Origin of the sequence: Kitasatospora sp. NPDC127111 (assembly GCF_042677465.1) — a bacterium.
Taxonomy (GTDB): domain Bacteria; phylum Actinomycetota; class Actinomycetes; order Streptomycetales; family Streptomycetaceae; genus Kitasatospora.
Map to the genome: position 1 here is coordinate 14,972 of NZ_JBHXTG010000026.1, position 12,318 is coordinate 27,289.

The following is a 12,318-nucleotide window of genomic DNA, read 5'->3' on the forward strand; positions in this document are numbered from 1 at the left end:
CCCCACACATCCCCATTTACTGGTTGTTTTGGTGGGGTCTTTTTTTTTTTCAACCCACCCCCACCCCCCCCGGGGGTCGGCCCCGGGGGCCGGGGGGCGCCCCCCCCCGCCCGGCCGCCGGCCCCCCCCGGCCCCACCCCCGCGGGGGGGGGGGCCCCGCACTCCCGCCCGGGCCCGTCCGGCCCGTGCGCACACCACCGAGCCCGGCTCCGCGGGCTCGTTCGCCCAAATCCGCCCGATAAGGTGTTAATCCAACATTCATCGATGGCGCATAGTCTCCGCGGGCTAGCCTCATTGCTGAACGTCATCGTCCGACCGGGAGGCGGAACCCCCGTGCAAGGCACTGTGTCCACACCAGGAACCTCCGCGGTGGCCGGCGGTCCGGGCGAGGCGTTCCTCCTCGTCGTCGACGACGAACCCAACATCCGCGAGCTGCTCTCCGCCTCGCTGCGCTTCTCCGGCTTCCGGGTCGCCTCCGCCGCCAGCGGCACCGAGGCGCTCGAACTGATCGCCGCCGAACGCCCCGACCTCGTCGTGCTCGACGTCATGCTGCCCGACCTCGACGGCTTCACCGTGGTCGAGCGGCTGCGCGAGCAGACCACCCGCGGCCAGATCGCCGGCCCCGGGCACGGCCACCCCGGCGACCACCTCCCGGTGCTCTTCCTCACCGCGAAGGACGGCGTCGGCGACAAGGTCCAGGGCCTCGCGGCCGGCGCGGACGACTACGTCACGAAGCCGTTCAGCCTGGAGGAGCTGATCGCCCGGATCCGGGCGATCCTGCGCCGGGCCGGCGGCCCCGCCGAGGACGGCCGGCTGGTCGTCGCCGACCTCACTCTCGACCCGGTCGCCCACGAGGTCACCCGCGGCGGCACTCCCGTCGCGCTCTCCCCCACCGAGTTCAAGCTGCTGCACTACCTGATGGCCAACGTCGGCCGGGTGGTCTCCAAGGCGCAGATCCTCGACCACGTCTGGGCGTACGACTTCGGCGGCGACCTCTCCATCGTCGAGTCCTACATCTCCTACCTGCGCCGCAAGCTCGACTCCGGCCCGGCCCACGGCCCCAAGCTGATCCACACCGTGCGCGGCATCGGCTACGCGCTGCGCCGCCCGCCGCAGAACTGACGGCCCGCCCGATGCTCACCCGGCTGTCGCTCCGCGCCCGCCTGCTCGTCCTGGCGCTCGTCCTGGTCACCACCGGGCTCGCGGTCAGCGACACCATCGTGCTCGGGACCGTCCGGGTGCAGCTGGTCCAGCGGCTGGACGACCAGCTGACGCGCTTCGCCGAACCGCTGTCCAAGCGCGTCCCCGGCCGGACCACCTGGCCCGACAACCGGCAGCCGGCCGTGACCAGCAAGCGGGGCACCCCCAACTACCTGGCCGCGCTGCCCAGCCAGTACCTGGTCCAGTACCTGTCGGCCGACGGCCGGGTGCAGCAGGTGGTCCGCCAGCCCGTCTCCGAGAACGACCCCGCGCCGGAACTGGCCGGCCTCAACCCCGCCGGCACCGCCGCCGCCACCCCGTTCGACCTGCCCGACCAGCGCGGCCGCAACACCTGGCGCGCGCTGCTCCTGCCGCTCCAGCGGCCGTCCGCCCCCGCCAGCGCGTTCGCCGCACCGGCCCCCACCCCCGCGTACCTGATGGTCGCGGTCTCGCGCGAGGACATCGACACCACCGTCGGCCGGCTGCGCACCTCCTTCCTGGGGATCGGCGGCGCGGTGCTGCTGCTCATCGCGGCACTGGGCTTCTTCGCCGTGCGGGCCGGGCTGCGGCCGCTGCACCGGATCGAACAGGGCGCCGAACTGATCGCCTCCGGCGAGCTCTCGCACCGGATGCCGGCGCTCCCGCCGCGCACCGAGGTCGGCCGGCTCTCCATCGCGCTCAACGGGATGCTCACCCAGATCGAGGCCGCGTTCGCCGCCCGCGCCGAGTCGGAGGCGCGGATGCGGAGGTTCGTCGCCGACGCCTCGCACGAGCTGCGCACCCCGCTGGCCGGCATCCGCGGCTTCGCCGAGCTGTACCGGATGGGCGCGCTGCCCACCGAGGCGGACGTCACCCGGACCATGGCCCGGATCGAGAACGAGGCCGTCCGGATGGGCGCCCTGGTCGAGGACCTGCTGGTGCTCGCCCGGCTGGACGAGGAACGCCCGCTCGACCTCGCCCCGATGGACCTGCGCACCCTCGCCGCGGACGCCCTGCACGACCTCACCGCGCTCGACCCGTCCCGCCCGGTCGCGCTCACCGGCCCCGACGGCTCCGGCGCCCCCGGCCCGGCCCCCGTCCTCGGCGACGAGGCCCGGCTGCGGCAGGTCGTCACCAACCTGGTCGGCAACGCCGTCAAGCACACCCCGCCCGGCACCCCGGTCCGGATCGGGGTCGGCGCCACCGACGGCCTCTGCCTCCTGGAGGTCGCCGACTCGGGCCCCGGCCTCACCGCCGACCAGGCCGCCCTGGTCTTCCACCGCTTCTACCGCGTCGACGCCTCCCGCAGCCGCCACGACGGCGGCGGCGCCGGCCTCGGCCTCGCCATCGCCACCGCCCTCACCCACGCCCACGGCGGCACCCTCACCCTCCGCACCACCCCCGGCACCGGCGCCACCTTCCGCGTGGAACTCCCCCACCAGCGCCAAACCCCCTGATCGGGTGAACCCCTGATCGGGTGAACCTCTGGCCCTCACCCACCCGGGCTCCCGGTCGTGTGTGACCGTACGGGTGCGGCTTGTTGCAGACGGCACGAGCCGACCACACTGGACGGGAAAGAGGTGTCTCAATGACCGCGCTCGTAGCCGAGGAGACCGTCGTGGACCTGGACCAGGCGCTGTGGCAGGTGTGGAAGGCCATGGACGTTCCGGAGGGCTTCCGGGCGGAGATCATTGAGGGGGCCATCGAGATGTCACCCACGGGCGGGCACCGCCATTTCAGCGTCAACCGGAGGCTGAGCCGGGCCCTGGACAGGTACCTGGGCGGTAGCGGGCTTGGTCCCGCCCAGGACGGGAACGTGATCGCTGGACTCAAAGTGCTCATTCCGGATGTCTTCGTGGCGCCTGATGACGCCGACGAGATCGAGCACCCCGAAGGCCTCGGCGTCCTCGCCTCCGGCGTCGCCCTCGTGGTCGAGACCGTCTCCCCCGGTGCCGAGGCCCGCCGCCGCGACCTCGTGCTCAAGCACCGCGCCTACGCGACCGCAGGCATCCCGGTGTACGTGATCATCGACGACTTCGACGACGGCGGCGCCGTCACCGTCTTCACCGGTCCGGACGCCGAGCGCGGGGCCTACGCCCGCTCGGAGCGGACGCCGTACGGGGGCGAAGCCGTGATCCCGGAGGGGCCGGTGAAGGGGTTCGTGCTCGGGCCGGAGATCACCGGGGGGCGGCGGGACTGATCCCCTCGTCCAGCAGGCCCTGGGCCAGCAGGCCGGCCTGGAAGCGGGAGTTGGCGCCGAGCGTGGTCATCAGCTCGGCGACCCGGCGGCGGTAGGTGCGCAGGGAGAGGCCGAGCAGACGGGCGCCGGTCTCGTCGGTGTGGCCGGCGGCCAGCGCGCCGAGGATCTGCCGGGCCTGGTCGGTGAGGAGCGGCGGGGCGGCGCAGTCGGCGAGGTCGGTGGCCGCCTCCCAGGTGGCGCGGAAGAGCGTGCGCACGCCGTCGACGACCTCCGGCGTCCGCACCACGGTGAACGTGCGCACGCCGCGGACGGGGGCGCCGGCCAGGATCGCGGTGCGGCGGTCGATGATGATCGCCTCGCGGGCCAACGGGCCGTCGGAGATCCGGACCTCGATGCCGGAGGCGGCGATCCGGAGCAGCCGCCGGTGCGACTCCGGGTCGGCGAGCGCGCGCCGGGTGTAGAGCTTGCGCATGGTGAGCCCGGGGACGACGTGCGGCCGTTTGCCCTCGCGGAAGGCGGCGTTGACGCCGGAGGACCAGGTCACCAGGTCGGCGGCGGCGACCAGGAACTCCTCGCGGGAGGCGACGAAGAGGTGCCCGACCCGCTGGACGAGTTCGCGCTCACCGCGCAGGGTGATGATCTGATCGGTACTCATGGCAGCAAACTGCCAGATCGGACGGAGCCTTGGCGAGCGCGCCGGAGGCTTGATGCCATGACGATCTCACCTCATGTCACCGCGTCCGGCTCCCTGCTCCTCGGCGGCGACCTGCCGGTGTCCCGGATGGGCTTCGGCGCGATGAAGCTGCCGATGCGGGACTGGCAGGGCCCGGCCTGCGACCCGGAGCAGAGCCGCGCCGTGCTGCGCCGGGCGGTCGAGCTCGGCGTCGACCACATCGACACCGCGTGGTTCTACTTCTACGAGGACGTCTCCGCCAACGCGCTGATCCGCGAGGCCCTCCACCCGTACCCGGAGGACCTGGTGATCGCCACCAAGGTCGGCCCGGGCCGCTTCCCCGACGGCACCTGGATGAACCCGGCGGACCGGACCGGGCTGCGCGAGGCCGTCCACCGCAATCTGCGCGAGCTGGGCGTGGACCGGCTCGACCTGGTCTACCTGCGGCGGATGCCCAGTCAGACGTCGATCGCCGAACCCTTCGCCGCGCTGGCCGAGTTGCGGGACGAGGGGCTGATCCGGCACCTGGGCGTCAGCAACGTGAACGCGGCCCAGCTCGCCGAGGCGGAGGCGATCGCCCCGGTGGTCGCGGTGCAGAACAAGTTCAGCGTGCTGGAGCACGGCGCGGACGACGCGGCGCTGCTGGCGGACTGCGCCGGGCGCGGCATCGGCTTCGTGCCGTTCTACCCGATCGGCGGCAACGGCATCCCCGACCACCCGGTCCTCCAGCGGGTCGCCGACCGGCACGGCGCCACCCGGGCGCAGGTGATGCTGGCCTGGCTGCTGTCGGCCGCGCCGACCGTCCTGGCCATCCCGGGCACCTCCTCGCCGGCCCACCTGGAGGAGAACGTCGCCGCCGCCTCGCTGCGCCTGGACCGGGCCGACCTGGCCGAACTGGACGCCCTCGCCGGCAGGTAGGCACCTCAGGGCGCTATCCCGCGGACGCCCGGAGGGCGGTGACGGTGTCGTCGACCAGCGTGCGGGCGGCCGCGACGGTGGCGGTCAGCTCCTCCGGGGTGGCTCCGGGGGCGGCGAGCAGGGCGCGGGCGCGGGGGCCGAAGCCGGCCGGGGCGCCGGGGAGGGCGGCGGCGACGTCGAAGGCGCCCTTCTCGTTGAGGCACCAGCGCCGGGCGTCCGCGTACAGGGCCTGGACCAGGACGCCGACGGCGCGGGAGAGGCAGAGCGCGACGTACAGGGTGTCGGCGCGGGCCGCGCCCTTCGCGGCGCCGGCGAGCAGGAAGTCGGCCTCCCAGGTGCCGGCGGTCAGCGCCGCCCGCAGCGGCTCGGGGTAGCCGCCCAGCTCGTCCCGGAGCCGTGTCAGCTCCCCGCCGGGGTCGGCCAGGACCTGGCCGAGCGCCAGTTCGCCGGGGTAGCAGGGGGACCAGAAGCCGAGCGGGTGCCCGGCCTGGACGCCCACCTCGTAGCGGCCGGCCCGGCAGTCCGCCCAGATCCGCTCGACCCGGTCCAGGTCGCGCAGGATCCAGTCCACCGGGACCTCGTCGACCGTCAGCCAGGCCCCGCCGTTGACCCAGGGCCCCCAGTCGCCCGGTCCGGCCACCTCGACGCCGGGCCCGGCGAGGGCCCGCAGCGCGTCGAGGTCCAGGTCGCCGCGGTAGTAGACGCCGAGGTCCCAGTCCGACTCCGGCCGGTGCTCCCCGCGCGCCCGGCTGCCGCCGAGGACCACCCCGACCACCCCCGGTACCCCCGCGAGCTCCCCGGCCATCCCTTCGATGATCGTCCGCATGGGAAGGGAGTCTGGCACCCCCGGAGTCCCGGCCTGCCGGGAGGGGCGTGGCCGCACTCCGGCCGGTAGGACGGCTCGGCCGGTCCGGTGGCTGTCAAGCGCCGGATCGGCCAAGATCTCCCGCGCACTCGCCCGGCCGCTCGTTGTGGCCGCCGTGGACGGATCGCAGACTGTGCGCACGGCATCGCCGCCGGTCAACCCCACCCCGCCCGCAATTCACTCGTAAGCATGTTGGATACTGGGCTTTGTGAACGTGTTCACGTTCACAAGCGGACAAGCTTGCGCCGTTGAGCTGCGGTCTTCGGCTGAAGATGACGTTTGTGAAGTTTGTCCGGAACGAGACCTTTACCGGTCGGTTGGAGAGAGGGCGACGTGGAACTGGCAATCGCTCACGAGACCATCGCGCGATGGCAATTCGGCATCACCACCGTCTACCACTTCCTCTTCGTCCCGCTCACCATCAGCCTGGCCGCCGTCGTGGCCGGGCTGGAGACCGCCTGGGTGCGGACGGACAAGGAGAAGTACTTCCACGCCACCAAGTTCTGGGGGAAGCTCTTCCTGATCAACATCGCGATGGGCGTGGTCACCGGCATCGTCCAGGAGTTCCAGTTCGGCATGAACTGGTCGGACTACTCCCGGTTCGTCGGTGACGTCTTCGGCGCCCCGCTCGCGATGGAGGCGCTGATCGCCTTCTTCTTCGAGTCGACCTTCATCGGGCTGTGGATCTTCGGCTGGGACAAGCTGCCGAGGAAGCTGCACTGCGCCTGCATGTGGATGGTCTCGCTCGGCACCGTGCTCTCCGCCTACTTCATCCTGGCCGCCAACTCCTGGATGCAGCACCCGGTCGGCTACTCGGTCGACCCGGCCACCGGCAAGGCGCAGCTCACCGACATCACGAAGGTGCTGTTCCAGAACACCACCCTCACCGTCGTGGCGCACACCCTGACCGCCGCCTTCCTCACCGGCGCCGCCTTCATGGTCGGCATCGCCTCCTTCCACCTCTGGAAGGCCAAGCGCCGGCCCGAGACCGCCGACCCGGCCAGGACCGCGGTGATGCGCACCTCGCTGCGGCTCGGCCTGGTCCTCGCCGTCGTCTTCGGCCTGGGCACCGCGCTCAGCGGCGACTCGCTCGCCAAGGTCATGTTCGAGCAGCAGCCGATGAAGATGGCCGCCGCCGAGGCCCTCTGGGACAGCCAGGCGCCGGCGCCGTTCTCGGTCTTCGCGGTCGGCGACGTCGGCAAGGGCCACAACTCGGTGGAGCTGGAGATCCCCGGGATACTGTCCTTCCTCGCCAACAGCGACCTCAGCTCGTCCGTCCCCGGCATCAACGACACCGCCAACGCCGAGGCCGCCAGGTACGGCGGCGACCCCAAGGACTACATCCCGAGCATCTTCGTCACCTACTGGGGCTTCCGCCTCATGATCGGCTTCGGGATGACCTCCTTCATGGCCGGGGTGGTCGGGCTCTGGACGACCAGGCGGAAGTTCCTCCTGGCGCCGGCGTTCCGCACCGGCGAGACCGAGGTGCCGCGGCTGATGCTCACGCCGAAGCGCGAGCTCGGCCCGTTCCTCACCGGGTGGAGCTGGCGGATCGGCATCCTGACCATGGGCTTCCCGCTGATCGCCAACAGCTTCGGCTGGGTCTTCACCGAGATGGGCCGTCAGCCCTGGGCGGTCTTCGGGCTGATGACCACCGCGAGCGCGGTCTCGCCGAACGTCTCCGTCGGCACCCAGATCGGCGCGCTGACCACCTTCACCGCGCTGTACGCCGTCCTCGCCGTGATCGAGGTCCGGCTGCTGGTCAAGTACGCCAAGGCCGGCCCGGTCACCACCGAGCGGCCCCCCGCCGAGGACCCGTCGCTGCGCGGCCCGTCCTCGGACGACGACGCCGACAAGCCGCTCGCCTTCGCCTACTGAGGATCCGACAATGCACCTCCACGACGTCTGGTTCGTCCTGATCGCGGTCCTGTGGATCGGCTACTTCTTCCTCGAGGGCTTCGACTTCGGCATCGGCATCCTGACCAAGCCGCTGGCCCGCGACACCGCCGAGCGGCGGGTGCTGATCAACACCATCGGCCCGGTCTGGGACGGCAACGAGGTCTGGCTGCTGACCGCCGGCGGCGCCACCTTCGCGGCCTTCCCCGACTGGTACGCGACGCTGTTCAGCGGCTTCTACCTCCCGCTGCTGGTGATCCTGGTCTGCCTGATCGTGCGCGGCGTCGCCTTCGAGTACCGGGCCAAGCGGCCCGAGCCGCGCTGGCAGCGGAACTGGGAGGAGGCCATCTTCTGGACCTCGCTGCTCCCGGCCTTCCTCTGGGGCGTGGCCTTCGCCGACATCGTCCGCGGCGTCGCCATCGACGGGCACAAGAACTACGTCGGCACCGTCTGGGACCTGCTCAACCCGTACGCGCTCCTCGGCGGCCTGGTCACGCTGAGCCTGTTCACCTTCCACGGCGCGGTGTTCGCCGCGCTCAAGACGGTCGGCGACATCCGCGGCCGGGCGCGGGCGGCGGCCCTGCGGCTGGGCCTGGTGACGGCGGCGCTGGCGCTGGTCTTCCTGGTCTGGACCCAGGCCGACAGCGGCAACGGCCGGAGCCTGGTGGCGCTGGTGGCCGCGGTCGCCGCCCTGGCCGGCGCGCTGGTGGCCAACCAGCTGGGCCGGGAGGGCTGGGCGTTCGTCCTCTCCGGGGCGACCGTCGTGGCCGCGGTCGCGATGCTCTTCCTTTCGCTCTTCCCGGACGTGATGCCGTCCACCCTGAGCGCGAACTGGAGCCTGACCGTCTCCAACGCGGCCTCCTCGGCGTACACGCTGAAGCTGATGACCGTCGTGGCCGCCGTCTTCACCCCGCTGGTGCTGCTCTACCAGGGCTGGACCTACTGGGTGTTCCGCAAGCGGATCGGCGTCCAGCACATCCCCGGGCACGCCCCGGCCGCCGCTCCCGCGCAGGTCTGACGCCGTGAAGCCGGTCGACCCGCGCCTGCTCGGACACGCCCGCGCCACCCGTGCCTTCCTCGCCGGATCGGTGCTCCTCGGCGCGGCCGGTGCGGCCCTGGTGGTCGCCCAGGCGAGCCTGATCGCCGAGATCGTGGTGCGCGGCTTCCAGCAGCGCGCCACGCTCGGCGAACTGACCACCCCGCTGGTGCTGCTGGCCCTGACCGCGGCCGGCCGCGGACTGGTCGGCTGGCTCACCGAGCTGACCGCGCACCGGTCCGTCGCCCGGGTGAAGTCCACCCTGCGGCGCCGGCTGCTCGACCACGCCACCGCGCTCGGCCCGGCCTACCTGGCGGGCCGGCGCACCGGCGAGCTCACCACCCTCGCCACCCGCGGGATCGACGCGCTCGACGACTACTTCGCCCGCTACCTGCCGCAGCTGGCGCTCGCCGTGGTCGTCCCGGTGATCGTGCTGCTGCGGATCGGCGGCGCCGACCTCGCCTCGGCCGCGATCATCGCCGGGACGCTGCCGCTGATCCCGCTCTTCATGGTGCTGATCGGGATGGCCACCCAGGCCCGGATGGACCGCCAGTGGGCCACCCTGGCCCGGCTCTCGCACCACTTCCTCGACGTCGTCGCCGGGCTGCCGACGCTCAAGGTGTTCAACCGGGCCCGCGCCCAGGCGGCCGGCATCGCCCGGATCACCGCCGACTACCGCCGGGCGACCCTGCGCACCCTGCGGATCGCCTTCATCTCCTCGTTCGCCCTGGAGCTGCTCTCCACCCTCTCGGTGGCGCTGGTCGCGGTCGCCATCGGGTTCCGGCTGGTGGACGGCACGCTCGACCTGGAGACCGGGCTGCTGGTGCTGGTGCTCGCCCCCGAGGTGTACTCCCCGATCCGCCAGGTCGGCGCGCTCTACCACTCCAGCGTGGAGGGGCTGACCGCGGCCGACGAGCTGTTCCAGGTGCTGGAGACCCCGCTGCCCGCCGCCGGGACGGTGCCCGCCCCCGCCCTGGCCGGCGCCGGGATCACGGCCGAGGGCCTGGTCGTCCGGCACCCCGGCCGCACCGAGCCGGCCCTGGACGGTGCCGCGCTGACCCTCCGCCCGGGCACGACCGTCGCGCTGACCGGCCCCAGCGGGGCCGGCAAGTCCACCCTGCTCGCCGTCCTGCTCGGCCTCACCTCGCCGGACGCCGGCAGCGTCCGGATCACCGCCGCCGACGGGCGGACGTACGACCTGGCCGAGCTGGAGCCGGCGAGCTGGCGCCGGCAGATCGCCTGGGTGCCGCAACAGCCGCACCTGTTCGCCGGCACCGTCGCCGACAACCTGCGGCTCCACCGGCCGGACGCGGACGAGGCCCGGCTGCGGGCCGCGCTGGCGGCCGCGCACGCGCTCGACTTCGTCCAGCGGCTGCCGCAGGGGCTCGCCACCGTGCTGGGGGAGGACGGCGCCGGGCTCTCGGCCGGGCAGCGGCAGCGGCTGGCGCTCGCCCGGGTGCTGCTCGCCGACGACCGGCCGCTGGTGCTGCTGGACGAGCCGACCGCGCACCTGGACGGCGAGTCCGAGGCGGCCGTGGTGGACACCGTCCGGGCCCTGGCCGCCGACCCGGCGCGCACCGTGCTGCTGGTCGCGCACCGGCCGGCGCTGCTCGCGGCGGCCGACGAGCAGGTCCGGCTGGCGGGGCCCGCGCTGCCCGCGGCCGCCACGCCGGCGCCGGCGCCCGCCCCGCACCGCGGCCGGCCGGTGCCGGCCCAGGAGGCCCCGGCCGGCCCCGCTGCCGAGGACGCCGGAGGGTTCAGGCCCCGGCTCGCGCTCTCCGTGCTGCTCGGCGCGCTCGCCCTCGGCAGCGCGGTCGCCCTGATGGCCACCTCCGGCTACCTGATCTCCCGCGCCTCCGAACTGCCGCCGGTGCTCCACCTGATGATGGCCGTCACCTCGGTGCGCGCCTTCGGCATCGGGCGGAGCGTCTTCCGCTACGCCGAGCGGCTGGTCTCGCACGACGCCGTGCTGCGCACCCTGGGCACGCTGCGGGCCGCCGTGTACCGCCGGCTCACCGTGCTCGCCCCGGCCGGGCTGCCCGCCTTCCGGCGCGGCGACCTGCTCTCCCGGCTGGTCGCCGACGTCGACGCGATCCAGGACCACCACCTGCGCTGGCGGCTGCCGGCCGCCGTCGCCACCGTGGTGTCGCTGGCCGCCGCCGTCGCGATGGCCGCCTTCCTGCCGGCCGCCGGACTGGTGCTCGGCCTGGGGCTGCTGCTGGCCGGGGCGGTGGTGCCCGCGCTGGCCGCCCGCTGGTCGGCCGACGCCGAGCAGCGGCAGGCGCCGGCCCGGGGCCGGCTGGCCACCGCCGTGGTCGACACCTTCACCGGGACGGCCGAGCTCACCGTCGCCGGGGCGCTGCCCGGCCGGCTGGCCGCCGTCCGCTCCGCCGACGCCGCGCTGACCGGGCTGGCCGCCCGGTCCGCCGCGACCACGGCGCTCGGCACCGGGCTGATCGCGCTGCTCACCGGTCTGACCGTGGCCGCCGCCGCGGCCGTCGGCGTCCAGGGCGTGCGGGACGGCGCGCTGGCGCCGGTCTGCCTGGCGGTGGTGGTGCTCACCCCGCTGGCCGCCTTCGAGGCCGTCACCGGGATGCCGCTCGCCGTGCAGGCCCGCCGGCGCAGCCGGGCCGCCGGGGCGCGGCTGGCCGAGGTGCTGGACGCGCCGCCCGTCGTGGCCGAGCCGGCCGCGCCCGCGGCCCTGCCCGAGCAGCCGCTCCCGGTCGCCGTCCGGGGCCTGGCCGTCCGGCACCCCGGGCAGGCGGTGGACGCGCTGGCCGGCGTGGACCTCGACCTCGCGCCCGGCCGCCGGATCGCGGTGGTCGGCCCGTCCGGCTCGGGCAAGACCACGCTCGCCCTGGCGCTGCTGCGGTTCCTGGACGGGACGGCGGGCAGCGTGACGTTCGCCGCCGGCCGTCCACAGGCTGTGGACAGCCGGGAGCTGTCCGGGGAGGACGTCCGCCGGGTGATCGGGCTCTGCGCCCAGGACGCCCACGTCTTCGACAGCTCGCTGCGGGAGAACCTGCGGCTGGCCCGGCCCGGGGCGGGCGAGGACGAGCTGCGCGCCGCGCTCGCCGCCGCCCGGCTGCTGGACTGGACCGAGACCCTTCCGGACGGTCTGGACACCATGGTCGGCGAGCACGGCGCCCGGCTCTCCGGCGGCCAGCGCCAGCGGCTCGCGCTCGCCCGGGCGCTGCTGGCCGACTTCCCGGTGCTGGTCCTGGACGAGCCGGCCGAGCACCTCGACCTGCCCACCGCCGACGCGCTCACCGCCGACCTGCTGGCCGCCACGGCCGGCCGGACCACCGTGCTGATCACCCACCGGCTGGCCGGTCTGGACGACGCCTCGGTGGACGAGGTGCTGGTGCTGGACGGCGGCCGGGTGGCCGAGCGCGGCACCTGGTCCGCGCTGCTGGCCCGGCCCGACGGCCGGCTGCGGGCGATGCGGGACCGCGAACGGGAGGCGGACGGCCTGGTCGTCGCGGCCGTGGCCTGATCGTCGGGAGCCCCCGGGCCCTCGTGCCGCCCTTCGGTGGAAAACCGTACAAACT

At 74.0% G+C, this 12,318-nt stretch carries 9 protein-coding genes; 7 read left to right on the top strand and 2 right to left on the bottom strand.

Going from position 1 to position 12,318, the window contains the following annotated elements:
• Positions 1–345: 345 nt before the first annotated feature.
• From ACFVHB_RS17895 to ACFVHB_RS17905, 3 genes are all read left to right on the top strand, one after another.
• Positions 346–1,122, top strand: coding sequence for a response regulator transcription factor (locus ACFVHB_RS17895; protein ID WP_380322397.1), 777 nt, complete (start codon positions 346–348; stop codon positions 1,120–1,122).
• An 11-nt stretch (positions 1,123–1,133) separates the two neighbouring features.
• On the top strand, positions 1,134–2,636 hold the full coding sequence (locus ACFVHB_RS17900; protein ID WP_380322400.1) for a sensor histidine kinase: 1,503 nt from the start codon (positions 1,134–1,136) through the stop codon (positions 2,634–2,636).
• Between the two features lie 131 nt (positions 2,637–2,767).
• Positions 2,768–3,379 carry a Uma2 family endonuclease gene (locus ACFVHB_RS17905; RefSeq protein WP_380322403.1) on the top strand — a complete coding sequence of 204 codons (612 nt, stop codon included), beginning with the start codon at positions 2,768–2,770 and terminating at the stop codon, positions 3,377–3,379.
• Here ACFVHB_RS17905 and ACFVHB_RS17910 read toward each other — a convergent pair.
• Positions 3,357–4,034, bottom strand: a complete 678-nt coding sequence (locus tag ACFVHB_RS17910; protein WP_380322406.1) for a DNA-binding response regulator — start codon at positions 4,032–4,034, stop codon at positions 3,357–3,359. The genes ACFVHB_RS17905 and ACFVHB_RS17910 overlap by 23 nt on opposite strands.
• Before the next feature lie 57 nt (positions 4,035–4,091).
• Between ACFVHB_RS17910 and ACFVHB_RS17915 the strand changes: the two genes are divergently transcribed.
• Positions 4,092–4,970, top strand: a complete 879-nt coding sequence (locus ACFVHB_RS17915; RefSeq protein ID WP_380322408.1) for an oxidoreductase — start codon at positions 4,092–4,094, stop codon at positions 4,968–4,970.
• 13 nt (positions 4,971–4,983) lie between these two features.
• Here ACFVHB_RS17915 and ACFVHB_RS17920 read toward each other — a convergent pair whose 3' ends face one another.
• A complete protein-coding gene (locus ACFVHB_RS17920) occupies positions 4,984–5,796 on the bottom strand; it encodes a nucleotidyltransferase domain-containing protein (protein ID WP_380322411.1) in 813 nt (270 codons plus the stop codon).
• A 372-nt stretch (positions 5,797–6,168) separates the two neighbouring features.
• Here ACFVHB_RS17920 and ACFVHB_RS17925 point away from each other — a divergent pair, with 372 nt between their 5' ends.
• From ACFVHB_RS17925 to cydD, 3 genes are read left to right on the top strand one after another with little or no spacing between them, the layout of a single operon-like run.
• Positions 6,169–7,713 carry a cytochrome ubiquinol oxidase subunit I gene (locus tag ACFVHB_RS17925; protein ID WP_380322414.1) on the top strand — a complete coding sequence of 515 codons (1,545 nt, stop codon included), beginning with the start codon at positions 6,169–6,171 and terminating at the stop codon, positions 7,711–7,713.
• 10 nt (positions 7,714–7,723) lie between these two features.
• Entirely contained in the window at positions 7,724–8,749 is a 1,026-nt protein-coding gene (gene cydB, locus ACFVHB_RS17930; RefSeq protein ID WP_380322417.1) for a cytochrome d ubiquinol oxidase subunit II, read from the top strand.
• A gap of 4 nt (positions 8,750–8,753) precedes the next feature.
• The gene (gene cydD / locus ACFVHB_RS17935; protein WP_380322420.1) at positions 8,754–12,263 is read left to right on the top strand and encodes a thiol reductant ABC exporter subunit CydD; all 3,510 of its coding nucleotides are present in this window, start codon (positions 8,754–8,756) and stop codon (positions 12,261–12,263) included.
• The last annotated feature ends 55 nt before the right edge of the window (positions 12,264–12,318 follow it).